The organism is Saccharophagus sp. K07 (assembly GCF_014336955.1).
Lineage (GTDB): Bacteria > Pseudomonadota > Gammaproteobacteria > Pseudomonadales > Cellvibrionaceae > UBA5868.
On sequence record NZ_QRAI01000001.1, the window covers coordinates 1,410,238 to 1,437,060 of the forward strand.

Genomic DNA, 26,823 nt, shown 5'->3' on the forward strand with positions numbered 1-26,823 from the left:
AGCCTCAGATTGCGTTAAATAACACTTGGGTCAGTTCTTTATCGGTGGACAACACCTTGGTGTTCGCCTGGTAGTTGCGCTGACCTTCCATCAACTCAACCAACTGTTGGGTTAAATCGACGTTGGAGCTTTCCAGTGCACCGGCGGTAAGCACACCGAACTGACCTGTGCCCGCCACCCCGAGGACCGGTGCGCCGGACTCTGTGGTTTGTACCCAGGAGGTGCCGTTAACATTTTTCAGGCCGTCAAGGTTGGCGAAGCTGGCCAGCACTATTTGACCCTGCAACATGCGCTCGCCGTTGCTGTAGGTGGCGTAAATTTTTCCATCCTTCTCAACCGCGATACCGGTTTGTTCACCAGCGGCGTAGCCGGATGGATCGTTGCGGTTAACCACGAAATCGGAACCGAACTGGGTGGAACCACCGAAGGTCTCACCGCCGTAATTCAAGGTGATAGCCAAGTCATTAACCCCGCCGCCTAAGGGGGCATTAATGACCACGTTGGCATGGTTCGGTGGGGTGGCCGGATCATTGGCGAGAACACCCGCGTAGTCATAAGGCGAGGTCATATGGCCATTGCTATTGAACGTCAAAGCTTGCGTTACGGGGTTGCCATCACCATCAACCACAGCGGTACCGTCAACGTAATAGTGCGCAGTCCAGTTGTTGTCCGAGTTTTTTACGAAGTACTGAGTGAAGGTGTGCTCTTTGCCCTGTGAATCGAACACCTTGGTGGTGTAGGTGGAGTTGTAGGTATTAATGTCGTTGGCATCAAATGGCAGAGTGGCCGGAATCGCCTGCTGGTTAGCATCCAAATTCACGACAAAATTCAGGGAGTCGGTGGCGCGGGCAGGAATATTGGTGGTTTGGAGCTTCAGGTTACTTACCGTACCCACCTGCAGATTGTTTTGCGCATCCACTGGATAACCCTGCAAAAACTGACCGGAGGCATTGACCAAATTGTTGTTGGTATCGATGCCGAATACTCCAGCGCGGGAGTAACTGATATCGCCGTTGCTGGCTCTGTTGATGTAAAAACCGCCGCCGCTGATCGCCAGATCCAGATTGCGCCCGGTGTTTACCAGCGAACCGCCCTGGCTGATGCTCTGGGTAAGTCCCAGAACTTCCACACCCATCGCCCGGCTTTCGGCGTAAATAGTGCCGAATTCCGCGCGCGAGGATTTGAATCCGGTAGTGCCGGCGTTGGCGATGTTGTTGCTTACTGCATTGAGTTTTTCATTGGTCGCACTCAGACCAGTCAGGGCGATATTGAAGCTCATGTAATTAACCTGTTATTGGAAAGTGAGTAAGTGAATGGCGATTACAGCAGCCCGGCAAGTGAGGCTTGGCCAAATTCGGTGATGTTATAAAAAGGCACAGCCCCCGCGCCGACGACATCCAGTACCGGGCCTTCGGCGCTGACGCGCACGTTGCTGACCAGACCGGAAATTTCGACCTGCGGGTATTCACCGGCGTCGGTAGTGACTTCCAGGGCATAGTCGCCCGGCGCCAGTCCCAAGGCCTTTGGATCAATTTCAAAAGGCACCAACCCGGGGGCTTGAGAACCTAGTTGAATCTCTTTTTTCACGCCCTTGCTGTCCCGCAAGGTCAACACGGTCGCGCTCGAAGCGTGTTGCAGATTGATCTGTGCTTTTACCGGCTCGGTATCCAGCCGCATGCTGCTCACCGCCACTTTGACTTCCTGCCCGACCAGTCCGGCGGCGGTCAGGGTCTGCAGGTTATCCAGCAATACAAGGTTGCTTTTGCTCAGCTCGGACATGTTTTCCAGGCTTTTTACCTGAGACATGGCTGAGTACTGTTCGAGGAACTGGCTGCTGTCCACGGGATTGGTGGGGTCCTGATTCTTAATCTGCGCCACCATCAAAGTGATGAACTGGTTTTCCATTTGCGTCGCGTCACTGACGTTAACGCTCTGCTTGATGGCTTCATCGATGCCATACGCTTGCTTGGAATGCTCGAGGGAGCTGACCGTTGTCATTACACGTCTCCTCCCAATTTGAGCAGGCCTTGCTGCATGCTGGTGATGCGATTGAGAATTTCGACGCCGGTCTCGAAGCTGCGGGTGGCGGACATCATGTCGGTCATTTCTTCGATTTCATTGATAGCGGTGTAAAACACATAACCATCGCGATTGGCGAGCGGGTTATCCGGTTCATAACGCTTTTCTGGCGGGCGTCCCGCGCTAACTACGTCGAGTACCTGAACCTGTGCACCGCCCATACCCACGCTGCGCGTGAGCTGATCATTGTTATAGACGGCAGCAAAGACCGGTTTGCGCGCCTGATAAACATCTTCTGCATTACCTGCAGCAGAATCGGCATTTGCCAGGTTACTGGCGACGGTGTTCAAACGAACGGTTTGAGCATTCATTGCTGAACCGGCAATGCGGTAAATAGAGTCAAAAGCCATGATTTATCGCCCCTCGATGGCTTGTTTAAGGCCGCGGAATTTCATGTTGAGAAAAGTAAGACTGGTCTGGAAGTCCATGGCGTTTTTCGAGAAAGCCGCTTGTTCAACGCTCAGCTCAACCGTGTTACCGTCGAGCGAAGGTTGGGTCGGCACGCGGTATAAAAGCTCAGTTGCCACCCCGGGGGTGGTGCTGAAGCCGCTTTCCAGACGGCGCATTTCTGCGCTGAAATCAATATCTCGCGCCTGAAATCCAGGGGTGTCTTCGTTGGCCAGATTGGACGCGAGAATTTCACTGCGCTGGACGCGCAAATTGAGAGTGTGGGCGTGTATGCCTAAAGCGTCATCAATTCGTATACTCATTACTGAACACCGGGAGTAGAAGTTGCACCAGCTCATTAAGCACGAACTATGCCTCCCGATTATCTTGTTGATTTTGTTGGTGTTTATGAGAAATTCACGCTCCGGCCCGACCACGCTTTTTCCGCCTTTGGCGACTCCTGCAAAAACAGGCGGAAGTACAGTTTCCGCATGGCGACGGCTGTTGGGTGCGCAGTCGAGAAATAGCAAAAGGATTGTTTTTGGGGTACTGATCGGTGTTATGCCCGGTCTGCTTTACGCCGAGCAAAATGTCAATCAACAAATTGAGCAGACGATTGAGCGATACCTGAAACAGCAACTCGCGCAAGAAGCCACTGCGCAAGGTTGGGAAGGTGCGCGTGTTACCTACACCAGTACAACCACCAGCAATGTCATCGCCTCCTGCAGCCAATTGCCGCAAGTCACCGGCGATAGCAACTCGATTATGGGACGCCAGCAGTTAACCCTTAGCTGCACAGATACGCCCGCTTGGACGGTGAAAGTAAACGTTGAAGCAAACGTTTTTGTTCCAGCGGTTTTCTCCCAAACCGTGATAGAACGCGGCGACACCATCACCGCCGCACAACTCAAAGTGGAAGAACTGAATATCAGCAAAGCCCCGCGCGGATTTTTTAATAACATCGATAAAGTGGCCGGCCAAGCCGCCAAGCGCCGCCTGCGCGCAAATCAATTAATCAGCCCCAGCCTGCTTGCCAAGCCGCTGTTGGTGCGCCGTGGCCAGCAGGTAAAAATGATCGCCAACCAAGACGGCATCGCCGCCACAACATTGGGTGAAGCGCTGGAAAACGGCGAACAAGGCGCCGTGATCCGCGTGAAGAATTTGCGCAGTGAAAAAATCGTAGAAGCGCAAGTGATTGAAGCGGGCGTGGTGCTCACGACGTTTCGTTAGCCACCATTACCGGAGGGGCGGGCCCCAGCCTTCCCTGCCCCCCCCCTCTCGCCACGCCCCCGCTTTTTGGGTCACTCTCGCTCTGCCCATTGTCTACTCCCGCCCACTTTCATCGTCATTCTCGCGTAGCGGGAGTCCATGTCTCCAATGTATGCGTTCTATGGATCCCCGCTGCGCGAGGATGACGGGAATAAGGTGCTGCGCTCTTCTTTCGTCACTCTCGCATAGCGGGAGTCCATGCCTTCGAGTCTGCGGTTTATGGAGCCCGCTGCGCGAGGATGACGGGAATGGTTTTTTGGATTTCTGATGAGGATGACGGGAATAGTTTTTGGGTTTCTGGTGGGGATGACGGGAATTAAGGTTGGCCGCACCACCCATCCTTCGTCACTCTCGCGCTGCGGGAGTCCATCTCTTCGAGTCTGTGGTTTATGGATTCCCGCTACGCGAGGATGACGGGGGACTTGTCGTCTCTCTTGCGCAGCCCATCGTCTACTCCTGCCCCCTTTCTTCGTCATTCTCGCGTAGCGGGAATCCATGTCTTCGAGTCTGCGGTCTATGGATCCCCGCTTCGCGAGGATGACGGGAATAGAGTTGGTACCTGTTGTGTGAGGAAGACGGGATTAATGGTGGGTCCCAGTTGTGTGGGGATGACGAAGTATTGCTGCCGCTCCCGCCTCAGCGAGGATGACGGAGGAGTTGTCGTCACTCTCGCGAAGCGGGAGTCCACGTCTCCGGCGTATGCGGTCTATGGATCCCCGCTGCGCGAGGATGACGGGGGAATTGTCGTCACTCTCGCTCCCTCCATCGTCTACTCCCGCCCTCTTTCATCGTCACTCTCGCGAAGCGGGAGTCCATAGCCCTCAAGCCCGCAGCACATGTGGATCCCCGCTACGCGAGGATGACGGGGTAGGTGGGCGAATAGCGGGAGTCTATTTCTCTGCACCTATAAGTTGGGGATACAGGTCCCGCCAGCCGGGATTTTGTTGGTTGATTAAATTAATTTTTTCTTGCCGGCCTAGTTTTTTAAGAATTTTTTCTCTGGCTATGGCGGAGGCCATTGTGGGGGCTTGTTCGAAATACACCAGCATTGTTACGTTGTATTTTTTGGTGAAGCCTTCAACAAGGTGTTGTTTGTGTTGCCAGATGCGTTGAATGAGGTTGCTGGTTACACCAATGTAGAGGGTTCCGTTTCTTTTGCTGGCTAGGATGTAAATGGCTGGTCGCTTCATGAGATTTCCTTTCTCGTGGTAGTTTATGGATCCCCGCTGCGCGAGGATGACGGAGTAGTTGCGGCCGTGCTAGCCCCTTCCACCGTCACTCTCGCGCAGCGGGAGTCTATTCTTGCACATTACCGCTCTCGCACCTCGCCCCGTCACTCTCGCCCCCTTTTCGCTACTCCCGCCCCCCTTTTTTTCGTCACTCTCGCTCCCCCTTTCTCGTCACTCTCGCTCCCCCTTTCTCGTCACTCTCGCTCCCCCCCCCTTCTCGTCACTCTCGCGAAGCGGGAGTCCATGTCGTCGAATCTGCGGTTTGTGGATCCCCTGATGAGTCATTGCTGCCGGGTCATTGCTTCCCGAGCCATAAAAAACTCCGGTTCCATTTAAGCCGCCAGGTTCCTTGGTCGTCTTACCCTTACAGCGGGCCATTACAGCCGGCTTCACCTTAATCTCAATCAAGGAACTCTCCCATGGCTCTGTCAATTCACACTAACTATTCATCTTTGGTTACTCAGACAAATCTGAATAAAACCAATAACGCGCTCTCTACCAACCAACAACGGTTAGGTACTGGCTTTCGTATTAATTCTGCTGCGGACGACGCTGCAGGTTTGCAAATTGCCACCCGTTTGAATGCACAGTCACGCGGTATGGCGGTTGCCATCCGTAACACTGGTGACGCTATTTCTCTGCTGCAAACTGCCGAAGGTGCGTTCAACGAAATGACTGACATTCTGCAACGCATGAAGGACCTCGCCACCCAGGCTGCCAACGGCACCAACAGCCACGAAGACCGGGTTGCCTTGCAGGCCGAGTACGATCAGTTGGGAGAAGAGTTGGGCAACATTATGGCCAACACCACTTATGCGGGTGAAAACTTGTTCCGTAGATCCGGCGCTGCCGGGACAGAGAAGTTCGGAGCTGCGGTTAGTTTTCAAATCGGTGCAACCAGCGCCGAAACGTTATCGCTGAATGTCAGCGCAAAACTGGCCTCTTTGATTGGCGCTGCAGGTACTGCCCCTGCTTGGGGTACTGGACTGATTGGTATTAGTGCCGCTTATGCAACCACCGGAACCACAGGTACAGAGCTTGCCGACAAACTGGCTGCGGACGGTTCTGTGGATACAGCTTCTGATCCAAATGGCGCCATTGATGCGATCAACAGCGTTCTTGATCTAGTCGGTGATCTGCGCGCACAGTTCGGTGCGAACATCAACCGTCTGAACCACACCGCCAATAACCTGGCGAACATGAGAGACAACACCGAAATGGCGAAAGGCCGCATCTTGGATGCTGACTTTGCCGCCGAAAGTGCCAACATGAGCAAAAACTCCATGTTGATGCAGTCTGGTATCTCCATGTTGAAACAAGCCGGCCAAATGCCCGGCATGGTGATGTCGCTGCTGGGTTAATTCGACAGTCGTTCAGGCGCAATACCCCGCGCTTGAACGACTTTTTATTAATGGATTAAGTAATAGGTTGCGAAGGTCGCATTTTTCCATCACTACCGCCCCGCATCCGTCCATTCCGCCTCACGCTTCCGTCGTCACTCTCGCGCCACCCGTCACTTCTGCCCCCGCTTTTCTATCGTCGCCCTCGCCCCCCGTCACTCTCGCATAGCGGGAGTCCATGCCTTCGAGTCTGCAGTTTATGGATCCCCGCTACGCGAGGATGACGGGAATAGTTTTTTGGGGTTTCTGGTGGGGATGACGGGAATAAGGTTTGGTGCACCCCCCTTCGTCACTCTCGCGTAGCGGGAGTCCATGTCTTCGAGTCTGCGGTTTATGGATCCCCGCTGCGCGAGGATGACGGAATCATTGCGGCCGCCCTTGTGCTACGGCCTTGCGGGTCATTGTCTTTGCTGAGCCAAAAAAATTCCAGTTCGTTTAAGCCGTTAGATTTTTTGGTCGCCTTCTTTTTACAGCGGGCCATCACGGCCAGCTTCACCTTAAGTCCAACCAAGGAATCTTCCTATGGCTCTGTCAATTCATACTAATTATTCATCTTTGGTTACTCAGACGAATCTGAATAAAACCAATAACGCGCTCTCTACCAACCAACAACGGTTAGGTACTGGCTTTCGTATTAATTCTGCTGCGGACGACGCTGCAGGCTTGCAAATCGCTACCCGTTTGAATGCACAGTCGCGCGGTATGGCAGTTGCCATGCGCAACACGGGCGATGCGGTTTCGTTGTTGCAAACCGCCGAAGGCGCATTCAACGAAATGACCGATATTCTGCAACGCATGAAAGATCTGGCTACCCAGTCAGCGAACGGAACCAACAGTACTGACGACCGCACTGCCTTACAGAGCGAGTACGACGAGCTGGGTAAAGAATTGGCTAACATTATCAGCAACACGACCTACGCCGGTGAGCGTCTATTCGCTGCCGATGACGGTATTGCTGCTGGCACCGGAGGTAAATTCGGTTCAACTGCAGCGGGCGTTAGCTTTCAAATTGGTGCTACCTCTGCAGAAACCCTGACGATGGATGTCAGTACTGATCTGACCACGCTCATCGGTACGGGCGGCCTTGGCGGTATCAGCGCCATGTTTACGGCCTTAGCAGCCGATCCTGACGAGGATTTGTCGACGGTTACGAATAATACAGAACTGAGCGCAGCCAACGCCAATAGCACTATTGATAAAATTGCCGATGTGCTCGATTTAGTTGGCAGTATGCGCGCCAAGTTCGGCGCCAACATCAATCGTTTAAACCACACCGCCAACAACCTGGCGAACATGAGAGACAACACCGAAATGGCGAAAGGCCGCATCTTGGATGCTGACTTCGCTCAAGAAAGCGCCAACATGAGCAAAAACTCCATGTTGATGCAATCCGGTATCTCCATGTTGAAACAAGCCGGTCAAATGCCTGGCATGGTTATGTCTTTACTCGGTTAATTAGTTCTAGCCCAGGCGGGTTTTATACTCGCCTGACCTTACGCCTCGTTCCTGGTTTTGGTGGCGCCGGATTCATTTTTTATCGGCTGCTCCTGTCACCCGTCGGCAAGTTTATTTAAGTGCCTCCCTCCCCGACCGACTTGTTGCGTTTGGTCTATTATTCATCGGCTAGCGCATGCAACTAAGGCGGTTGCATGCCATAAGCTGGCACTAGACCAGCCCTTCGTTTCGGTGAAACCTATGTTTAGCAGTCAATTCTGCCAGCAGGCCCAATAAATGCGGGATGAGGATCTTGCAAGCGACACATTCGCGCCGCCTCCTCGCCTGACGATTAAAACCGGGCGACCCGGATGCTATGCGCATTTCTATCCCAGTCTGTATCAACTGACGCTGGAGACGAATGGCGTTGAAGAGAAAGTTGATCTGGGTTTTTCCGGCAGCCGCCTACTTGAACGTTTGGCGCAAGTACCGGGAGATGTGGTCGGGCGTGAAGAGTTAATGAGACACGCCTGGTCAGATCGAGTTGTGGGGCAAGGCAGTCTCAATCAGCAAATCTATACTCTGCGCCAAGTATTGGGTGATGAGCGTGAGCGTACCATTATCCAGACCCTGCCGCGCCGCGGTTATTTATTAAATCCTCAACATCTGATTACACGCCTGCCGCCCCCGGCAGATGCACAGCCTCCGGTAAAGCCCATGTCGCCCCCGGTGAATGCGCAGCCTCAGGTAATGCCCGTATTAGCCCAGGCAAATGTGCAGCCCCTGTTAGCTAACCCGTCACCGTCAGAAGAGCCTGTGCGAGCGCGGCAAGCGGGCCGCTACAGCAATTGCGGACTAGTGGTGTTGAGTCTAATGGTGTTGATAGGTGCGTTTTTGTTCAGCAACTTTGTCCGCGGCGCTACACCTAGGCCATTGCACGCTGATGTCATACACATCGGCAAGTTAATGGTTTCTTATGAGAGTCAACAACAAGCGGAGCAAGTTGAGCGGTTGAAGTCGCAAACGCAGCGGCTAACCACACGTCTTGAGCAATTGATTGATCAGCCCACGCGGTTGTTTGTGTCCTTGCGAGGCGAGTTTTACGAGTTTATATGCATGCAGGCTGAGGGGCGTGCGCGCTCGGTTGCCATCCACCAAAGCCAGCTCAACCAAGTGGCGGACGAGCAATTGCAATGGTGTGGTCCGCGAAAGGACGTCTTATGAATTGGCGCTTTGCTTTATTGAGCTTGCCGATTGCCATGCTGGCATTTCAGGCGATATCGGGGCTTATGTATACCACTACTACAGCGCTTGATGGCCGCTACTTTTCCCTTGGTAAAGTGCAGCTCAAGGATGGAAAAATGATTGATGTCAGTCACAGTTTGCGTGTGGTTGACGGGCGTTTTTACGCAGTAACGCGTAAGGGCGACGCAATTATGGAAACCTCGGGCGTGGCGGAGCACCGCATCCCGGATAAATATCGTTTGCGGGTTGAAAAAGGTGAGGTGCGCAGTTTAGGCGGTCTCGCCAGCGATGAATTGATATTTGATTTACTTTACGCCCAGAACGAAGGCTCGGTGATTAATCTGGAAAAGATGGATACATGCCTTTATGGCAAGGAAACCCACCAAGTCTTTTGTCCATAGCGGATTCTGTAACCGCAAAATCGCTGATACGACACCCCGCATAACCTGTTATTCGTCATCCTCGCGCAGCGGGGATCCATAATACTGCGGGGGTGAGGACTATGGACTCCCGCTACGCGAGAGTGACGGTGGGAGGAATCCTATACGTCCTCCTCACGCAGTGGAGATCCACAATGTTGCGGGGTTCGAGGGTTTGACTTCCCGCTATGAGAATACCTTTGCCCCGTCATCCTCGCGCAGCGGGGATCCACAATGCAGCGGGGTTTGAGGGTCATGGACTCCCGCTACGCGAGAGTGACGGTGGGAGGAATCCTATACGTCCTCCTCACGCAGTGGAGATCCACGATGGTGCGGGGTTCGAGGGTTTGACTTCCCGCTATGCGAATACCTTTGCCCAGTCATCCTCGCGCAGCGGGGATCCACAACCACAGACTCGAATTTATGAACTCCCTCTGCGCTAGAGTGACGGCCTGAAGATGGGAGTGGTGATCAAGTACCAACGGGGCTTACCAGTTCGGCGCCTTTGGCGGAATAATCGGCGCGCAGCTGGCCGTCGCCGAACAACTCCCGATACAAACCTTCGGCCTGCAGGGTCAGTAAAAGAATCTCTATGCGGCGGTTGGCACCGTCTTCCGGTGCATCGGGCAACAGCGGCATGCCATCTGCCTGCGCGGTGACTTGTAACACGGCGCGCGCGGGTAAACCGGCGGCGACCATGACGTTGCGCGCACGCAGGGCACGATCACCGGACAGGTTCCAGTTGTTGTAGCGTGCGTCGCCAGGATAGGGAACAGCATCCGTATGGCCGCTGATAATGATCTTGTTATCCACCTGTGCTATGACCCCAGCCAGGCGTGTTAGCAACACCTCAAAATACTTATTCAACTGCGCGCTGCCGCGCTCAAACATAAACCGCTGCTGATCATCTTTAATCAGAATACGTAATCCCTGAGGGACAACTTGCACTTCCAGGTTGGCTTCGGCATCCAACTGGAGAGACAGGGTTTTTATCAGGGTCGCCAGATCCTGCAATTCCGGGACGCGAGGATCGCTTGGCTTCTGGCGCTCGACACGCGGGTTGGGCAAGCCTTCAAAATCCAGCGGCCGACGGTTGGTGCCATCAAAAACACCGGCCCCGCCGTCGACCAACGGATTGCTTTCTTGATCGGCGGCTACGGTTTGCGCCCGGTTCTGCGGCGTGATTACCCACAGCACCATAAACAGCGCCATCATTGCCATGGTGAAGTCAGCAAACGCAACTTTCCAGGCGCCGCCGTGTTCGTCGCCATGGCCCTTTTTGCCACGGCGCTTGTGTATAACGACCTCACCGCCTTTGTTGCCACGCTGTGCCTGTTTCATGCAGCGTCCCTTTCTTCCTCATAACGATTCACCCAGGTTTCCAGCATGCGGAATGCGGGTTTCACGTCTTGCTCAATCAGTTTGCGACCGGCGTCCACCGCCAGCAATGTCGGTTTACCGGCGAGGTGTGCAACCAGCGTAGTACGCACACATTCAAGCGCGGAGAGTTCGGTTTTTACCCGTTGACTCATGGCATTGCTCAAAGGCTCCATCACGCAATAGCAACAGAAAATACCGATGAAGGTGCCCACCAGCGCGGCAGCAACGTGGGTGCCGATTTCTGCCACCGAGCCATCGATGTTACCCATGGTGATCACGATACCCATAATGGCAGCGAGGATGCCGAAACCGGGCATGGCTTCGCCGATTTTGTAGAGCGAACGTGCGGGCTGTAACAGCGTGTGTTCCATAGCTTCCAGTTCCTGCTCGAGGAAACCTTCAAGTTCATGGGCGCTGATTTTCCCCATCGCCATAAGGCGGAAGTTGTCGGCAATAAATGCCATGAGATTGCGTTCCTGGCGAATTAGCGGGTATTTGGCGAACAACTCGCTTTGCTCCGGTTCTTCGATATGGGCATCCAGCGCTTTAAGACCGCCCTCTTCCACCATCTCCAACAATTCATACAACAGCATCAAGAGCTGGCGCTGGAACTCCTCGCCGCGGCGTTTGAAGATAAAAATACCTTTGATTTGTGAGCACATTTCCCACACCACTTCTTTGGGATTACCCACCACCAGGCTGCCTAAGCCGGCGCCAATCACGATCAGCATTTCGGAGGGCTGCCACAGAACGCTCAAATCACCATTGGCCAGGAGGTAGCCACCCAGTACACAGCAAATAATGATTAATCCACCGAATAGTTTTTGCACAATTTTGCTCTCGTTTGGTTAATTCTCGATGCCGCATCCGCATCATGGAAAATCGGCTTTTGCTCGCGTCTCCGTAATCCCACAGAGATGTGAAAATCTCACCTTTCCGTCAAATACCGGCTGCATTTGGCAATTGCCTGTTTGCTCAACTGGCACACGCGCGCATCGCTGATCTCTAGCACCAGCGCAATTTCCTTAAGACTTAATTCGTGCTGGTAATAGAGAACCAGCACTATGCGCTCGCGTTCGTCGAGTTGGCTGAGCGCTTGCTCCAGCAAGCGTTCAGTGATCGCTCTTTCTTCAAGGCGTGTGCCGCGCTCAGGAAAATTTTCGTGACCGTTTTGCAAAAGCTCATCAAGACTTTCGATGGCTTCGCAGGTATCGGCTTGCAGAAATTCGTGATACTCCTTTTCTGTCAAACCGATAAATTTAAGAATCTCTTCATCTTGCGGTGGCCGCCCGAGCTGACGCGCCAGGTCGCGAATGGCATCGCGAATTTTATGCGTCTGCTGCCGCACCTGACGCGGCCGCCAGTCTTGGCGCCGAAGCTCATCCAGAATAGCTCCACGTATGCGCAATGCCGCGAAGCTGCCGAACTGCTCATCCGGCTCGCCGTAACGGCGCAGACTTTCAAGCAAACCCATCAAGCCGATCTGCTCCATGTCTTCGCGATCGAGTACCTGATTAGCCTGCAGCGAGAGTTGGCCGACAATGCGTTTAACCAGCGGCAAGTACTGTATCAACCACTTTTGCTCGGCACCTGGTGCAAACACCGGTGGGCTGTTGTGGTCGGCGGAATAGTCGAAGGCGCAATTTGCATTCATAGTGCGTGCCCTATTGCACGATCAACTTGCTGACAAGGACGTGCGCAAAGGGAGTTGCCAGGCTTTTGCTGGCAAAATCCGCAAACACCACCTGCTCCAGTGAACTTTGCAGCTCGGTAATCGGCATGGCTCGCAAAGTTGTGAAATCGAGTGTGGATAAATGCGCGACCGCTGAATTGCGTACCATCGGATCGATTTGTTTGAGCTTATGGAGGTCGGTTTTGGCCGGTGCCTGAAGCACCAGATCGATCACGAAATAATATTCACGGCCGCTGTCCTGCAAACTTACAATGATTTTTTCCACTGGGAAAAAGACGTATTCCTCACCACCGGTTTTCATTCTGGGATGGCTTGGTGAGACCGCATCCGCAGTCTGCTGCTGAGCTACAAAAGCACTAAGCAGTTTGTAGTTCAGCAGCCCGCTGGCGACGACTACAGCGGTGTTGATAACAAGAATGACTACAATAATCCGCGACATTGCCATGACAGATTTCTACCCCTCAAACGGTGACCAGCACACCGTTGTGCTGAGCTGATTTTTGTGGTTCTGGTGCGAGATGGTGAGCGTTGGATTGATCCGCTTCACGCTGATTGGCAAGCACAGATTGTTCGTTGAATAAGCGCCCCTGATCGCGCTGTGAATGTTGCTGACCGGTTTGTCCGCCGGAAATCTCCACATCCACCTGAGTGAAATTTTGCGCGACCAGCTCGTGACGCAGACGATCACTGGTTTGCTGTAACAATCGCACCACGTCGCTGTGCTGCGCGGAAATTTGTACGTTAAGACGACCTTGCTCATGGGTGAGGACAATTTCCATCACGCCCAGCTCGGGCGGGTCCAGACGAATTGCAGTGTTCTGCACACGCTGCTGCATGTGCAGCTCAACATTGTCACGCAGAGCCTGGAGTAATTGTTCGCCCCATTTTGTCTCCGGCCCCTGTAATTTAAGGGTGCGCTCAAGGGCGGTGGATTCGTTTACTGACGTGTTCATCAAAGTCGCATCAATGCGTGTTGCGATTTCGCTGTTCGTGGCGGTGCCTGTAACTAAAGGCTCCATTTGCGCGATCAGCGGTTGATGGGCGGATTCGCTGTGATCCAGTTTGACCTTTTCGAATTGCGCACTAACTGTTTCAGGTTGCGTATTAACTTGGCCACTTATAGCAGCGCTTACCGTACTGGCGATCAGCTCTCCGGCTGGCGCTATAGGTGCCGCGGTGGACGCTTTAAACGCTTGGTTATCGGTAACCTGTTCAGCGAATTCTTGCGCTACCAATGTACGCGGCAAAGCCTGTATTGGAGTGTTAATGGTTTCGTTGCCGTGTTCTGCATCGCGTGCTTGCAGCTGCGCCGATTGCTGCCCGAGCATATGAAGCAACCATTGTTCGGCGTCTGCTTCGGTGGCTGGCTGCTCTGCAGGTGCTTCAACGGGCTGTGACACTGGTTGCTGACCATCAGCAACCTGCGCCAACTCATAGGCAAAAGCTGTTTTCGAGTCGTCCTTTTGCAGCGCAGTCTCTGCGGGCGTCGGATGTGCCGCAATAACCGCTTGATCCTCTAGGGTCGTGGTACTTGCGACGGTTGTGCTGGCACTGCGGGTAAGGTTTGCTGATTGCATGGAGTAACTGACACCTATTTATTATTCGCCCTTGAGCAAATCGACCTGCAAATACGCAGATCTGCCCTCGGCATATTCGAGATGGGTGAGCAGGATCTGGCGAAAGTTTTCGCATACTTCCCTGCAGGTGTTAATGGCTTGGCCGTGCAATTGTTTTAACTGCTGTTTGACGAGCAGAATCTCATCGCTTAAATCCTCTCGCCCGGCCATTTCCTGCAAACATTCTTTGATGCGTTGATCGATGGCGCCCAAACGTTCCCAGTCGCGTTTTTCAAGTACCGCAGCCAAGTGTTTATGGGCGTCGGTCAGACGCGCCAAAAGTTCAGCGTCCGCCGCGTTTTTCATTCACGCCTTCCCAACCTTCACGCAGGACTTCGAGCAGGTGTACAACTTCATCAAGCCCCTCCAACGACAGCGTGACACTCACGTCGGAAAGTCGGTAAATGCAGTAGTCGTAAAGCCGCGAAAGCCCCTGGACCAGCTCACCGCCATTGTCGTAATCCAGCGCGCCGTTAAGGCCGTTGAGGATATTCAGGCATTTTTCCAACGATTGGCCTTTTTGCTGATAGCGTTTGCCTTCGATATGGCCACGGGCGCGCGCAAGCTCGTCCAGCAGCCCATCGAATAACACCAGCACCAGTTCGTAAGGTGAGGCGCTCGCCGCGCGCGATTCAAGATCAACCGAGCGGTAGCCTTCGTAACTTTCAATCACACTGTCATTCACGGGATTCATTCTCTTTAAAACATGCCGAAGGTTTGTTCCATGGAGGCCATGATTTGCATCATGTTGGTGTATTGCTTGAGATAACGGTTGTAGTAGTTATCGTATTGCTTCTGGATGGCGTCGAACTGCACATCCACTTGGCGCAACATTTTGTTCAAACTTTCTTTACGGGTTTTCATCAAGCCGGTGCTGCTGGTGTAAACCGCTAGATTTTTGTCGACGCTGTCGAGCAAGTTGCCTTTTTCGGTAAACAGCTTCTCGAAGCCCTCCGGATTATTTTCAATTGCTTTATTGAAGCGCGCCGTATCAATGGTCAGCTGACCATTGCGGTCGGAAACTATGCCGAATTCCATTAATGTCATACCGCCAAAACTTTTGCGGATTGCCTGATTGAGCATACTTTCAATAGAGCGAATCGTTGCGTCGCCCGCCAGCGGGCCGCGTGCGGTGGTTTCACTACCGCTACCAGTGAGCGAATCAAAACTGCTCATTAACGCGTTAAAAGCGTTGACAAAGGTCTGGGCTTTGGTTTTGGTGGCTGCCTGATCCTGGCCGATGTCGATGTTCAGCGCGGCTTCACCGGGAGCATGCGCCTTGTTAAACGTCAGGGTTACGCCCTCAATAATATTGTTGAAGGTGTTGCTTGAATTGGTAAGCAACATGCCGTTTTCGCCACCTAAGCGAACTTCAGCATCTTTTGCCGCGCTTAACTCGGTTGCGGCGCCTATTTGCGTATCAAAAGTGGCGTTGCCTGTGCCGGACGTTGCAAGCGTGATTGCATTGGCTAAACCTGTTTCTTCGCTTGCCAGTACTAATGAAACCTGGCCGTTACTGCGTACCAGAGTCGCTTTTACGCCAGTGTTGTCCGCCGCGCTGTTAATGGCTGCAGCTAATTCAGCCAGAGAATTCTTGCCGTCGTTATCCTTATCAACAGTGCTCAGGTCAATCGTGAAACTCTCAGCCCCCTGCCCGATAATCAAGGAACCGGTATTAGTGCCAATATCGTCTTCCGCTAAACCGGTCACTGCTAATTGATGACGACTGGCGAGCTGTTGCACAAAAAAGTCGTAATTTCCGGGAATGGCTTTAGTGCCCACGTTCGCAGTGGCGTAGCCTTCCTGGCTCATGGTGGCTTTGTTCACCAGCATGGTGCTGCTGACGCTGTTCAAGCCTTTAACTGCTGAACTGAACGTCTTGAGCGCACTTTCCAGCGAAGTCACAGCATTGAGCTGGGCCTTGTAATTGGCTTCATTACGCTCTGCTTTGGCAATGGATGCCTGCACTTCGTATTGCGCCAGCTGAGAAGACATCTGTTTTACGTAATCGGAATCTATCGCCATGTGGAATTACTCCTCTGAATTGGGTGATAGCAATATCAAGGCCAAGGAAAAAGCTGTGTTTTTAGGGCGTTTCACCCGTTACAGGCAGAAAAACTGCTTCCGCTCGCTGACTCACCGACGCAAAGAGGAAGGACTGCTTCCGCCTTGTCGACAGGGGCTGTTGTTTTCAATAGGCGACAAGAAAAGGTGTTTGGTTAAGGAAAGAAAACGGGAAATAGAAATAGATGCGCATGTGGCAGGAGTTGAACTGCCAAGTAGCGAATCAGCGCACTTTAGATTGGATTAGGAGTTGGAGGTCTCAGAGATACTGAGGGGTATATACCTGCGGGTCGCGATCGGCAGCGAGTAGCTGATTGAGGATGTCGTTGTGCATGGCCAACAATTTGCCGTTGCGTTCATTCAACTGCTTGGCTTGCTTAACCAATTCGGCCAGTTCCTGCCACTGTTGCTGCAAGGCTTTGCGGCGACTGTCGGAGAAGAGTAAAAACGCTTGCTTCATTGCCTCCGCGCCGGTGCCCAGACCAAACGCAGCAAGAATTTTGCTGCGCCGCTCGGTGCGTGCGCGGACCTCTTCCAGCACAAGGTTGATCTGAGCATTGATGCGTTCGATGGCTGCACTATTGCGTTCAAGCAACTGCTGATAAAGGTCCTGCATCAAACCGTGCAAGCCCGGGTAATCGACGCAGTCCTGTTGGATGTCGCGTTCCAGAACCTGTAGCAGCTGCTCACGTCGGTTCACACATCACTACCTTTGTGATAGCTGAGGATGCTGCTCGCGAGCGAGGCTATATCGGTGTTGATATCGCCACGTAACAGCGCTTGTTTCGCAGCCGCTACTTTGTCCATATCGACATCCGGCAGGCTCCGCATTGCATCCTGCAGCACATCCAGGCGAACTTCATTGGATTTTGCATCAGTGCTGGCGTCTGTTTTAGCAGGCGTCGACGCGTCAAGTTTAGCGGGTGCCGTCGCATCGCTGGGAAGCGTATAGCCGGGCGTAAGTTGTCTGGTGATTTCCATGATTTGTCCTGCAAAAATTTGGTACTGCTAGTTATAAGCGACCATCCGGGGCAACGCCTTAAATAGAAATTTAAAATTTATCCGCTGATCAGCACCAGCGCTTGATTAAGTGTATGCATTGGCTGCGAATTACGCGCGAGCTAACCCGGCTATTTTGCCGTGACCCTTTCTCTAAACCCCTTGTGCACGCCACCAAGTTTGGGCAGCGAGGCCATCCTGAATTTTTTGTTCCTGCTGTGCGAGGGCCTGCTGCCACTGCGCCATTTTAGCTTCGAGCACATGGCTGATGACCTTTTCACCACGCATGGCGGCCAGCAGTTCGCTCTGGATCCTGGCGAGATTCTCTTCCGCCAAAGTCAATTCGCGTCTTTGCAGCTCAAGCATTTTATGTAAGGTGGCTTTGTACTTTTGCTGATTGTCGCGCTGCAACGGGGTGGTCATAGGCGCGGTAATCGTGCACAGCCGGGTCAGGCCGGCAATGTTATTGCGATAGCGCTGACACAAACCCTGCTGGTAATTTACCCGCCCGAGCATTTCCTGCACTTTGTTATTGCGCAAACGTGCCAGACGAGCCAAAACATCAATCTGTTCTTTCATCGCTATTTACCTGTTTACGATGCTTTGCAACATACCAATGCTCTGCCCGAGATCAGCGCCGCTAGTGACTTCCTGCCGTAAAAAGCGCTCGATCGCCGGCGCCAGCTGTACCGCGCGATCCGTTTTAGCATCCATTCCCGGGGTATAGCCGCCGAGCGGAATCAGTTCTTTGATCTTTTCGTAAGTGCTGTACAGCTCTTTTAATTGTCGGGCCGCCGAAAGATGCGAACGTTCTCCCACCTGACTCATGCAGCGGCTTACTGAGGCTGCGATATCAATGGCCGGATAATGGCCGACATCAGCCAGGCGCCGCGATAACACAATGTGGCCATCAAGAATTGCGCGCGCACAATCGACAATCGGATCCTGTTGGTCGTCGCCCTCGGCCAATACAGTATAGAGTGCGCTCAAACTGCCCTGCTCGCTCTCGCCGTTCCCGGCGCTTTCAACCAATTCGGGCAACATGCCGAATACGGATGGCGGATAGCCTTTGGTTGCAGGCGGTTCGCCCAGCGCCAGCGCAATTTCACGCTGCGCCATGGCATAACGGGTAAGAGAATCGACCAGCAGCAGAACATCTTTGCCCTGATCACGAAAATAACCGGCGATGGTGTGACATAACTCGGTGGCTTTCAGGCGCATCAAGGGCGATTCATTGGCGGGCGCCACTACAACTACCGCTTTGCGCAAGCCCTCTTCGCCGAGCGAATGCAGCAGAAATTCCTGCACTTCGCGCCCGCGTTCACCGATCAAACCCACGACAACCACGTCGGCTTTGGTCTGCCGGGTAATCATGCCCAGCAGTACGCTTTTGCCGACGCCGCTGCCGGCAAATAACCCCACGCGCTGACCTTTGCCCACGGTCAGCATAGCATTAATGGCGCGCACGCCAACATCGAGAGGTTCGGAAACCGGTCTGCGTTTGAGTGGATTGACGCGGGGTAATTCGGTGGGTAATGGGTCGCGGCCGGTGAGTTTTCCCCGATCATCCAGGGGTTCACCCAAGCCATTGATCACACGCCCCAGCCAGGAGTCGTCTATCTGCAAGGTGACTTCATCTTTGCCGGGAAACACCCGCGAGCCGGCACTCAGGCCGATGGGTTTTTTGAATGGCATCAGGTAGCTGATTTCACGATTGAAACCCACCACCTGCGCCTCCAGCATGGTGCCGTCAGCTTGTTCGACCAAACAGCGCTGCCCGGTCATGCGCTGGCAGCCTTGGCTTTCCAGCAACATACCGGAGACGCGCACCAGCCGGCCGCTGATTTTGGCGAGTTGCACATTGTCGAGCGAGCGCAGCGCGTCATCGAGCTTGAAGCTTTCCAACACGATTTCAATCCTCGCTCAGCTGCATATGTGCAGCCAAGGTTTCCATGCACGAGTCAAGGCGCTGCTGGCAACCTATATCGGCTTCCGCCTGCGCTGTAACGACGCGGCACTCACCCAGTGCCAGATTGTCGTCGGGCACCAAGCGCCAGAGCGCAGCGCGCTCAGGTGCCAGATCTTTAATCCGCGCGCACTCTTCCGGATTCAGCAGAACGCGAACCTCGCCATGATCGGCGGGCATAGCTGCCAGCGCTTCTTCAACCAGCGCCAGCAGTTGTGAGGGGTGCAAAGTCAGCTCGCACCGGATGACCTGTTGCGCAACCTTTTTCACCAGTTCGAGTAATTCCTGACGGCGTTTGCGCTCGAAATCATTAAGGAATTGACGCAGCTGCGCGCTGATCTGTTCGAGTGGCTGACTGGCTTCCTCGAACAAGCGTTTGCCCTGCTCTCGTCCTTCCTCACGGCCTTGCTGAAAGCCTTCGAGCCGCCCTTTTTCATAGCCCTCGCGCTCACCTGCTACCCGACCCTGCTCCAGACCTTGTTGATAGCCTTTTTCACTGCCTTCTTGAAAGCCATCGGCAATGGCGCGCTGTAAGGCTTCCGGATTGCCCCAATTAACCTGTGTTTGGCTGCTGCGCGGGGGAAATCGGTAGGGTCGCCAGTTATGGCCGGCGCCTTTGATCACTTTGATCGTCATCGCCACCTACTCACTCTACGGTTTGTTCGCGGAACAGTTGAATCTGCAACTCGCCATTGGCGGACATTTCACGAACGACGCCCATAATGTCTTTACGAACCTGCTCTACTCGGCTCAATGGCACTGGGCCCTGGCGACGGCTGATGGACTCCATCTGCTGCGCCTGGCGACGTGGCATAGCGCCTTGAATGGCTCTGACCAGGGCCGGTTCGGCACCTTTTAGGGCAACTACCCATTCTTCCAGCGGGATAACCTCCAGCAGCTTCTGAAGAACCTCACTGGTTTGACGCGACAGGATAAAGAAATCGTACATTTCATCTTCAATCTGTTCGACCAGCTCGCCGTCGTGCGCGCGCAGCAGTTCGAACATCTGATCACGGTTACCTTTAAAGCGATTCATGATGTCCGCTACCTGTTTCACTCCGCGCACACGCGAACCCTGGGTCGAAAGCACGGCAACACTGCGCTCAATCAACTGTTCCAGTTCGGCGATGACATCGCGATTCACTTCAGAAAGATTGGCGATGCGATACAGCAGCTCGTCCTGACTTTCGGTCGGCATACATTCAAGCACTTCGGAGGCCATCCCCGGCGGCAGAAACGCCAGGAAAACAGCTTGCATCTGGGCGTGTTCTTTAGCGATCAGGGCAGCAAATTGCTTGGGATCGATCCACTCCATCTTGGCCATTTTGGCGCGGATTTCTTCGCCGTAAATGCTGTCGAGCAAGCCGCGAGTGATGTCGCTGCCCAGGGCTTTGCTGAGCATGCCCGCCAAGTAACTGCGCGAAGCGCCTTTGATGCTGCTCTGTTCTTTAAAGTCTTCAAAGAAACGACTGATGACCTCTGACACCATAGGTCGCTTGACGTTATTGACGCGTGCCATGGCCTGACTGATTGCGACAATCTCTTCGCGGGAAAAATGTCGCAATACGCCCGCCGCGGCGGAATCACTCATGCTCAGCATCAGGATCGCGGCCTGCTCCACCGGGCTCAGAGAACGCGAACTCAGTGCACGATTTTTCAGCTCGCTCTTCGCAGATGTACCTTGTTCGTCAGACGGGGTTAAGGCTTCTTTCATTTCTTCCAATCCACTGTTTGATGACTTCGGAGACGCGCTCAGGATCGTTTTGCGCCAGCATTTGCAAATGTTCCATCTGTAATTCCAGTCCGGAACCGGGTGCTGGTAAGCGAATTTCCGAGAGCGGGTTCAGCTCGCCCAGGATGTTGGGTGTGTTGGTTTCCACCACCAGAGAACCGTTACGCATAGCTTCGGCCCGCTCGTTGATGAGGAACACAGATGCGTCGCGCGCGTCAGCTTTTGCCTGACTGGCATTGATCAGACTACGCAACGCAGGGCGTACCACGGTAAGCAGCAACAACAGACTGAAGAGCCCGAGAATGCCCAGTTTGGTGAGGTCGAGAACCTGTTTGGTCTGCCACCAGGGCACGACTTCCACTGGCACGCTGGCATCGGTAAAGGGAAAGAAATTCAAAGTAAGCAGATCACCGCGCGCTTCATTAAATCCCGCCGCACTTTTCACCAGGGCTTCCAGCTCTGCCTGTGCTTCAGGTGTCCAGCCGCCCTCAGGTGCGCTGTTGGCATTCAATACAACCGCGATGCTCTGGCGAACCAATGCGAATGGGGCGTGTTTGATATGGGTGATGCTTTGGTCGTAATCGATTTGCCGGTTGGACTCTTTGCGCAGCGATGTCGCCGCCTTATTGTCCGTTTGCACGGCGCCTTCTTCACCTTTGGTTTTATTGTTGGCGTTGGGAGCAATAGGAGGACGGTTGGAGAGCGAGCCAGGAACACCTAATGCCAGCTGATCGAGCACACTTTCGTCGCGCAGGTTCTCGTTGCGTACGCGCGGATCGCTGCCATAGGTCTGCAGGGTTTCTTCGCGCTGGCTGAAATTGATTTCGGCGGAAACGCTGACACGATAATTGCCGCTGCCGAGCACCGGTGCCAGCACTTGTTCGACATTACTGACTGTTTTTTGTTGGAAGTCGTCTACCAACTGCCAGTTCTGTACCGGACCGTTGGTATGATTGATTCCGCGTGACAGCAGCACGCCGTGCTGATCGACCACACTGATATTGGTTTTTTCAAGTTGCGGCACACTGTTGGCGACCAGATCCACCACCGCCACTACTTGATCCGGCGTGAGCCGGTAACCCGCCGCCAGTTGCAGCATGATCGAGGCTTTGGCCGGTTCGCGCTTGCTGATCACAAAAGAGCTGTTTTCACTCAGAGCCAGATGCACGCGCGCCGCATCCACACCCTTGAGTGTCATGATCGTGCGAGCCAGTTCGCCTTCCAGACTGCGTTTCAGACGCACGTCCTGCACGAATTGGCTTGTGCCCAGCGGCTCGTCTTTGTCGAAGAGTTCGTAACCTGCCGGTACTGCGACCTGAACACCTTTGGCGGTCAGCGTCATGCGCGCCCGCGCCAGTTGGTCTTCATGGACCAGAATCTGGCCGCTTTGCGGGTGCAAACGATATTTCACCCCTTCGCTATCCAGCACCTGCATAACTTCGGCTGCGGGAAAGGATTCGCCCGCGCCATACAATGCGCGAAATGAACCCTGATCGCGCCACAGATACACCACCACGCTCACCGCCACCAGTGCGGCGATAAAGGCTATTGCCAGCATCCCCAGGCGCGGATCGGGCTTGATTCCCCCTGCGGGCAGCCAGGTTTTAATTGCTTCCAACATGTTTGAACCCTATAGCTGTCACAGAGGTGTTCGCATAATTTCTTCGAACGCGTTGGTAAGCTTGTTGCGCACTTGTAACAGCGCGGAGAACGACACGCTGGCTTTCTGGCTTTCGATCATGGCGCCCACCAGGTCGTCACTTTTACCGCTGTCCACTGCAGCGGCCAAGGCGGCGGCGTGGTGCTGCTGGTTGTCCACCGCTTTGATGATGTCAGTAAAGGCCGTTGTAAAACTGGCTTGCGGTACATGACTTTCAAACAGCTGGGCAGGCTTGATTGGCCCCATGACTGACAGATTCTTGATGCTATCCATCCGAGTCAGCAGATCTTGCTGCACCTGCATGATTGGGTTCATTTTGGGCTCTCCTGACAGGTCGTCGGGTTAATCGTTTAGAGGTATTTGAATGCCTTGTTCGCGCATGGCGTTGAGGCGATAACGCAGTGCTCGGGGAGTCATACCCAGACTTTCGGCGGCTTTGGTTTTGTGGCCGCCAAATTTTTTTATGGTTTCGATCACGTGGTGATACTCAGCCAGCTTGCCGCTGGCGCGTAACGCGGCTTTGCCGCCGCCTGCAAGTGGGGCTGCTAAGGACACGGCCACTGACAGGGGCTGTGCTTGGCGTGCTGTTGCGGTCACCGTTTCGAGGCCGAGATCCTGGGCTTGAATGAAGAGGCCGTTACGCAATACCAGCGCGCGCTGCAGAATGTTTTCCAACTCGCGCACGTTGCCCGGCCAATCGTGCGCCAGAAGCGCCCGACAGGCTTCTTCGGTCAGCAGATTGTCCTGACCTTCATGGGGGGCGTATTTACGAATAAAGCGGCGCGCCAAAGGCAAAACATCTTCTTTGCGCTCGCGCAGAGGGGCGATGTGCAGAGGCAGCACGTCGAGGCGAAACAGCAAGTCGGCGCGGAACCGGCCTTCGGCGACTTCCACCTGTAAATCGCGGTTGGTGGCGGCGATGATGCGCACATCAAGGGGGATTTCTTTGCGCCCACCCAGGCGTTCTACCCGTTGTTCCTGCAGCACGCGCAGCAATTTGGCTTGCAGTCCCAAGGGCAGTTCACCGATTTCATCAAGCAGCAGCGTGCCGCCATTGGCGAGTTCAAATTTGCCCGGCTGAGCCGCCGTGGCGCCAGTAAAGGCTCCGCGCTCGTGGCCGAACAAAATCGATTCGAGCATCTGTTCAGGAATGGCGGCGCAGTTGACTGCAACAAAAGGTGCGTCATGACTGGCCGAAAAACGGTGGATATAGCGCGCCATCAATTCTTTACCGGTGCCGGTTTCACCGGTAATCAGTATAGGCGCGCGTGTGGGAGCTACACGCTGTGCCATCGCCAACAGGCGACGGCCGGCCTGGGAACAGGTGACAAAACTTTCTTCTGCCGCCAACGCCGATTGGTGGCGTTTCAGCAAGGCGGTTAATTGGGTTTCGCTGAACGGCGAAAGCAGGTAATCCACACAGCCGAGTTCGAGCAGCGCCGCGGCTTTTTCCTGATCCGCGTATTCCACAATAGGAATAACGCTGATATTGCTGGTAACGCGCAACATGGCGCCGATCTGCGCATAAAGCACATGGGCTGGCAAGCCGCTGACAAACACAAACACCAGACTGGCCTGATTCAAGGTGGCGCTGTCCAGATCGGTGTAGTTGTTAAAGCAGGATATCTGGCAGTCCTGGCGGCGCAATTCGTTGGCCAGCAGGCTATAGCTGTTCTCACCGGTCTGTCCCAGGATCACTACTTGGTGTTTTGTCGACCGTTCATCGTACGCCACGTTGAACGACACGTCGCAGGCATAATTCTTGGATGGGCTGGAATGCTTCAAGGTGCTACCTGTCTTTTTATCCGACGGGAGAAACGTGTGCTTCGTCCCATAGTCAACGTTGTTGGTTTTATTGGCCGGCTGATGCTGACCACCGGATGTCGAGTCGACACAGCACCAGTTTCTGTTTCATTCACACTCGTGGTGTGATGGGTCACGCATTACACCGGCGTGTCTGAAACATAGCAGCGCCCTTCAAAAAGTTTTAAATCAAAAGATCTCAAACGGGCTCAGCCCCGCATAAATCCTCTAAAAAACAGCTTTTGATATCTCTTGATGTCTCTTGATTTAATTTCCCGGAACCCGGTTCCTATACTCGATTGCAAGGTGACGCAACTCTGGTCGCAGAACCTTCAATGTGACCTAGCCGTCTGTGGAATTTTGTAGAAATAACGATATAACCGCGCCGGCTTTGCCATCACCTGTTCACCTGATCCGAAGTCAAGCTTGACTCTGATCAGCCAAGAACCCAGCAAGCCAATCGCTATCAGGAACGAGTCCTTAATGACCGGTAATGCGAAAGTCCAGCATGACGTGCCTCTTGAAAGTCTGACGCGGCTTAAACCGCTGAAGCTGGGCCGGCACTATCACAAGATCCCGCAATTCATCAAAGAGCTCGCCGCCAAGCATCCGCGTATTGTCAGTGACTATTTTTTAGGCAACTACCGCATCAATCTGGAATTCAACAAGGCGGAAGTTCACGAGGGGCGCGAGCAGGAAGCGGAGTGTATTTATCATTCGGCATTTGGCCGGGTGGGTTTTGCCATAGATCGATGTCTGTTGACCGAAGTGCTGGAGTGTTACTACGGCGGTAGCCGCCTGCCGAATCAGAGCGAGCCACCGATCAGCGTGTCAGAGCAGCGCATGCGCACTCGCCTGGGGAGAGATATCGCCCAGCTGTTTGCCCGTTCGATTCTCGGCGGTGCCACCCTAGGCGAGTTGACCTGCTACGAAAACGCCTACGACGAAACCCAGTGGGAATACGTTGCCGAGTTTCAGTACACCAGCCACATCAGTAATAAGCAGTCTTCCATCTTTATATATCTGGATACCCATCTGGTCGACGAATTGACCAGCCGGATGGCCAAGCCCGTGGCCAATCAAGCTGCGGTGAATCCCCTTGAGCAGATCAAACATCTGCCGGTGCGGCTCAATTGCGTAGTTGCGGCCTTACAAATGCCGCTGTCCGAAGTCCTCGGGTTGCGCCTGGGGGACATAGTGACGGTGCGTTTGCAAGAGCGCTGCGATGTGATGATCAACCAACAAAAACTTTTTCGCGGCACCATCTTTGAAGATGGCGGCTCCTTACTTTTAACCTCTCTTGAAAGCGTAAAAAAACCATGAACAGCCAAATTTCCGAGAGCGAATTCGACAATTTAATCAAAGATGCCGATACCGACCTTGGCATGCTTGCATCCGAAAAGCCGCCGGTTGGCACGGTGCAACTGCCCCAGCAAGACCTGAGTTTCTTCGGCAAGATTCCGGTGAACGTAACGCTGGAAGTCGCTTCCACGGAGATTCCGTTAAAAGACCTGATGGAAGTCGACGCCAACAGCGTGATTGCCCTGGACAAACTGGCGGGTGATCCGCTCGACGTTAAGGTCAACGGCGCGCTCTTTGCCAAAGCAGAAGTGGTGGTCGTCAACGGCAACTACGGTCTGCGCATTGTCGAACTCAGCGGCGCGAGCCTGAACGATCTGACGTCATGAAAACCCTGCAACAGACCGCCCTCAGCCTGTTGTTGCTGGGTATGGGGTTTATTGCGCCACTGGCACAGGCGCAGGGTGGCGATATTTCGTTGTTGAGCATCAACGACACGGCCAATGGTCAGGAACTGAGCGTCAAGCTGCAGATTCTGGTCATCATGACCTTGCTGGGCTTTCTGCCCGCGATGTTGATGATGATGACCTGCTTTACCCGCTTCATCATAGTGCTGGCGATACTGCGCCAGGCCATTGGCTTGCAGCAAAGCCCGCCGAACAGCGTATTGATCGGTGTGGCCTTGTGCCTGTCGTTGATGGTGATGCGCCCGGTCGCGCAGGAAATCTATACCCAGGCCTTTGCGCCCTTCGAACAGGATCAAATCACCCTAACCGAGGGGTTGAGCCGGGCAAAAACCGTGATGAGCGGTTTTATGCTGGCGCAAACCAGCAAAACTTCGCTGGACACCATGATTGCCCTGGCGGGCGAAGAAGCACCGTCTGATCTCAGCGAGCTGGATTTCTTTGTCTTGCTGCCCGCGTTTGTCCTGAGTGAACTCAAAACCGCCTTTCAGCTCGGCTTTATGATCTTTGTGCCGTTTCTGGTGATCGATCTGGTGGTCGCCAGCGTCCTGATGGCGATGGGTATGATGATGCTCTCGCCCATGATGATCTCCCTGCCCTTCAAACTGATGGTATTTGTACTGGTCGACGGCTGGACCTTATTGGTCGGCACCCTCGCCACCAGTATTCAGCCCTTTTAGCTAGG

The 26,823-nt window shown here is 53.9% G+C and carries 31 protein-coding genes; 9 read left to right on the forward strand and 22 right to left on the reverse strand.

The genetic code is table 11. The features are described from left to right. Positions 1–4 precede the first annotated feature (4 nt). Genes flgE through flgB form a run of 4 tightly spaced genes read right to left on the reverse strand, consistent with a single transcriptional unit; the run spans position 5 to position 2,789 of the window. Positions 5–1,279, reverse strand: a complete 1,275-nt coding sequence (gene flgE, locus DWB84_RS06110; protein ID WP_187408817.1) for a flagellar hook protein FlgE — start codon at positions 1,277–1,279, stop codon at positions 5–7. A gap of 41 nt (positions 1,280–1,320) precedes the next feature. Continuing rightward, positions 1,321–1,998, reverse strand: a complete 678-nt coding sequence (locus DWB84_RS06115) for a flagellar hook capping FlgD N-terminal domain-containing protein (protein WP_187408818.1) — start codon at positions 1,996–1,998, stop codon at positions 1,321–1,323. Continuing rightward, positions 1,998–2,429: a flagellar basal body rod protein FlgC gene (gene flgC, locus DWB84_RS06120; protein WP_187408819.1), complete on the reverse strand. Its 432-nt coding sequence runs from the start codon at positions 2,427–2,429 to the stop codon at positions 1,998–2,000. The genes DWB84_RS06115 and flgC overlap by 1 nt, the downstream gene beginning before the upstream one ends. A gap of 3 nt (positions 2,430–2,432) precedes the next feature. Next, complete coding sequence (gene flgB, locus DWB84_RS06125; RefSeq protein ID WP_187408820.1) at positions 2,433–2,789, reverse strand: flagellar basal body rod protein FlgB; 357 nt, start codon at positions 2,787–2,789, stop codon at positions 2,433–2,435. Between the two features lie 85 nt (positions 2,790–2,874). Here flgB and flgA point away from each other — a divergent pair, with 85 nt between their 5' ends. Then, positions 2,875–3,696 carry a flagellar basal body P-ring formation chaperone FlgA gene (flgA, locus tag DWB84_RS06130; protein ID WP_187408821.1) on the forward strand — a complete coding sequence of 274 codons (822 nt, stop codon included), beginning with the start codon at positions 2,875–2,877 and terminating at the stop codon, positions 3,694–3,696. A 929-nt stretch (positions 3,697–4,625) separates the two neighbouring features. Here the strand turns inward: flgA and DWB84_RS06135 are convergent. Beyond that, complete coding sequence (locus DWB84_RS06135) at positions 4,626–4,925, reverse strand: GIY-YIG nuclease family protein (protein ID WP_187408822.1); 300 nt, start codon at positions 4,923–4,925, stop codon at positions 4,626–4,628. A 458-nt stretch (positions 4,926–5,383) separates the two neighbouring features. Between DWB84_RS06135 and lafA (DWB84_RS06140) the strand changes: the two genes are divergently transcribed. The 4 genes from lafA (DWB84_RS06140) (at position 5,384) to DWB84_RS06155 (ending at position 9,444) form a co-directional block, all read left to right on the forward strand. After that, on the forward strand, positions 5,384–6,325 hold the full coding sequence (gene lafA / locus DWB84_RS06140; RefSeq protein WP_187408823.1) for a lateral flagellin LafA: 942 nt from the start codon (positions 5,384–5,386) through the stop codon (positions 6,323–6,325). Positions 6,326–6,886: 561 nt separating this feature from the next. Further along, positions 6,887–7,819, forward strand: a complete 933-nt coding sequence (lafA, locus tag DWB84_RS06145; RefSeq protein WP_187408824.1) for a lateral flagellin LafA — start codon at positions 6,887–6,889, stop codon at positions 7,817–7,819. Positions 7,820–8,095: 276 nt separating this feature from the next. Next, on the forward strand, positions 8,096–9,022 hold the full coding sequence (locus tag DWB84_RS06150) for a transcriptional regulator (RefSeq protein ID WP_187408825.1): 927 nt from the start codon (positions 8,096–8,098) through the stop codon (positions 9,020–9,022). After that, positions 9,019–9,444 carry a hypothetical protein gene (locus DWB84_RS06155; protein ID WP_187408826.1) on the forward strand — a complete coding sequence of 142 codons (426 nt, stop codon included), beginning with the start codon at positions 9,019–9,021 and terminating at the stop codon, positions 9,442–9,444. The genes DWB84_RS06150 and DWB84_RS06155 overlap by 4 nt, the downstream gene beginning before the upstream one ends. Positions 9,445–9,933: 489 nt before the next feature. On the opposite strand, the gene DWB84_RS06160 is transcribed toward DWB84_RS06155, so the two are convergent. From DWB84_RS06160 to fliD, 8 genes are all read right to left on the reverse strand, one after another. After that, positions 9,934–10,803: an OmpA family protein gene (locus DWB84_RS06160; RefSeq protein ID WP_187408827.1), complete on the reverse strand. Its 870-nt coding sequence runs from the start codon at positions 10,801–10,803 to the stop codon at positions 9,934–9,936. Continuing rightward, the gene (motA, locus tag DWB84_RS06165; RefSeq protein WP_187408828.1) at positions 10,800–11,672 is read right to left on the reverse strand and encodes a flagellar motor stator protein MotA; all 873 of its coding nucleotides are present in this window, start codon (positions 11,670–11,672) and stop codon (positions 10,800–10,802) included. Before motA ends, DWB84_RS06160 begins: the two co-directional genes overlap by 4 nt. A gap of 98 nt (positions 11,673–11,770) precedes the next feature. Next, positions 11,771–12,496 (reverse strand): FliA/WhiG family RNA polymerase sigma factor, encoded by a 726-nt coding sequence (locus tag DWB84_RS06170; RefSeq protein WP_187408829.1) that lies wholly within the window; start codon positions 12,494–12,496, stop codon positions 11,771–11,773. A 10-nt stretch (positions 12,497–12,506) separates the two neighbouring features. Further along, the gene (locus DWB84_RS06175) at positions 12,507–12,980 is read right to left on the reverse strand and encodes a flagellar basal body-associated FliL family protein (RefSeq protein WP_187408830.1); all 474 of its coding nucleotides are present in this window, start codon (positions 12,978–12,980) and stop codon (positions 12,507–12,509) included. 16 nt (positions 12,981–12,996) lie between these two features. Then, on the reverse strand, positions 12,997–14,112 hold the full coding sequence (locus tag DWB84_RS06180) for a flagellar hook-length control protein FliK (protein ID WP_187408831.1): 1,116 nt from the start codon (positions 14,110–14,112) through the stop codon (positions 12,997–12,999). 21 nt (positions 14,113–14,133) lie between these two features. After that, complete coding sequence (locus DWB84_RS06185; RefSeq protein ID WP_187408832.1) at positions 14,134–14,457, reverse strand: hypothetical protein; 324 nt, start codon at positions 14,455–14,457, stop codon at positions 14,134–14,136. Further along, on the reverse strand, positions 14,435–14,836 hold the full coding sequence (gene fliS / locus DWB84_RS06190; RefSeq protein WP_370589674.1) for a flagellar export chaperone FliS: 402 nt from the start codon (positions 14,834–14,836) through the stop codon (positions 14,435–14,437). Before fliS ends, DWB84_RS06185 begins: the two co-directional genes overlap by 23 nt. 14 nt (positions 14,837–14,850) lie before the next feature. After that, complete coding sequence (gene fliD, locus DWB84_RS06195; protein ID WP_187408834.1) at positions 14,851–16,176, reverse strand: flagellar filament capping protein FliD; 1,326 nt, start codon at positions 16,174–16,176, stop codon at positions 14,851–14,853. Between fliD and DWB84_RS06200 the strand changes: the two genes are divergently transcribed. Further along, positions 16,175–16,462: a hypothetical protein gene (locus DWB84_RS06200; protein ID WP_187408835.1), complete on the forward strand. Its 288-nt coding sequence runs from the start codon at positions 16,175–16,177 to the stop codon at positions 16,460–16,462. The genes fliD and DWB84_RS06200 overlap by 2 nt on opposite strands. 12 nt (positions 16,463–16,474) lie before the next feature. Here the strand turns inward: DWB84_RS06200 and flgN are convergent, their stop codons facing one another. The 9 genes from flgN to DWB84_RS06245 all read right to left on the reverse strand — a co-directional run bounded on the left by flgN (position 16,475) and on the right by DWB84_RS06245 (position 24,357). Further along, positions 16,475–16,915, reverse strand: coding sequence for a flagellar export chaperone FlgN (flgN, locus tag DWB84_RS06205; protein ID WP_222868017.1), 441 nt, complete (start codon positions 16,913–16,915; stop codon positions 16,475–16,477). Further along, complete coding sequence (gene flgM / locus DWB84_RS06210) at positions 16,912–17,196, reverse strand: flagellar biosynthesis anti-sigma factor FlgM (RefSeq protein ID WP_187408836.1); 285 nt, start codon at positions 17,194–17,196, stop codon at positions 16,912–16,914. Before flgM ends, flgN begins: the two co-directional genes overlap by 4 nt. A 171-nt stretch (positions 17,197–17,367) precedes the next feature. Next, on the reverse strand, positions 17,368–17,793 hold the full coding sequence (locus DWB84_RS06215; RefSeq protein ID WP_187408837.1) for a flagellar FliJ family protein: 426 nt from the start codon (positions 17,791–17,793) through the stop codon (positions 17,368–17,370). A gap of 6 nt (positions 17,794–17,799) precedes the next feature. Continuing rightward, positions 17,800–19,122 (reverse strand): flagellar protein export ATPase FliI, encoded by a 1,323-nt coding sequence (gene fliI, locus DWB84_RS06220; RefSeq protein WP_370589675.1) that lies wholly within the window; start codon positions 19,120–19,122, stop codon positions 17,800–17,802. 4 nt (positions 19,123–19,126) lie between these two features. Beyond that, complete coding sequence (fliH, locus tag DWB84_RS06225) at positions 19,127–19,816, reverse strand: flagellar assembly protein FliH (protein ID WP_187408970.1); 690 nt, start codon at positions 19,814–19,816, stop codon at positions 19,127–19,129. A 10-nt stretch (positions 19,817–19,826) separates the two neighbouring features. Continuing rightward, positions 19,827–20,894: a FliG C-terminal domain-containing protein gene (locus DWB84_RS06230; RefSeq protein ID WP_187408838.1), complete on the reverse strand. Its 1,068-nt coding sequence runs from the start codon at positions 20,892–20,894 to the stop codon at positions 19,827–19,829. Continuing rightward, positions 20,869–22,533 carry a flagellar basal-body MS-ring/collar protein FliF gene (gene fliF / locus DWB84_RS06235; protein WP_187408839.1) on the reverse strand — a complete coding sequence of 555 codons (1,665 nt, stop codon included), beginning with the start codon at positions 22,531–22,533 and terminating at the stop codon, positions 20,869–20,871. Before fliF ends, DWB84_RS06230 begins: the two co-directional genes overlap by 26 nt. A gap of 18 nt (positions 22,534–22,551) precedes the next feature. Beyond that, the gene (locus DWB84_RS19255) at positions 22,552–22,887 is read right to left on the reverse strand and encodes a flagellar hook-basal body complex protein FliE (RefSeq protein ID WP_187408840.1); all 336 of its coding nucleotides are present in this window, start codon (positions 22,885–22,887) and stop codon (positions 22,552–22,554) included. A gap of 27 nt (positions 22,888–22,914) precedes the next feature. After that, complete coding sequence (locus tag DWB84_RS06245; protein WP_187408841.1) at positions 22,915–24,357, reverse strand: sigma-54 dependent transcriptional regulator; 1,443 nt, start codon at positions 24,355–24,357, stop codon at positions 22,915–22,917. 501 nt (positions 24,358–24,858) lie between these two features. Between DWB84_RS06245 and DWB84_RS06250 the strand changes: the two genes are divergently transcribed. Genes DWB84_RS06250 through fliP form a run of 3 tightly spaced genes read left to right on the forward strand, consistent with a single transcriptional unit; the run spans position 24,859 to position 26,818 of the window. After that, on the forward strand, positions 24,859–25,698 hold the full coding sequence (locus tag DWB84_RS06250) for a FliM/FliN family flagellar motor switch protein (protein WP_187408842.1): 840 nt from the start codon (positions 24,859–24,861) through the stop codon (positions 25,696–25,698). Continuing rightward, positions 25,695–26,063, forward strand: coding sequence for a flagellar motor switch protein FliN (gene fliN, locus DWB84_RS06255; RefSeq protein WP_187408843.1), 369 nt, complete (start codon positions 25,695–25,697; stop codon positions 26,061–26,063). The genes DWB84_RS06250 and fliN overlap by 4 nt, the downstream gene beginning before the upstream one ends. Next, positions 26,060–26,818 (forward strand): flagellar type III secretion system pore protein FliP, encoded by a 759-nt coding sequence (gene fliP / locus DWB84_RS06260; protein WP_187408844.1) that lies wholly within the window; start codon positions 26,060–26,062, stop codon positions 26,816–26,818. Before fliN ends, fliP begins: the two co-directional genes overlap by 4 nt. The last annotated feature ends 5 nt before the right edge of the window (positions 26,819–26,823 follow it).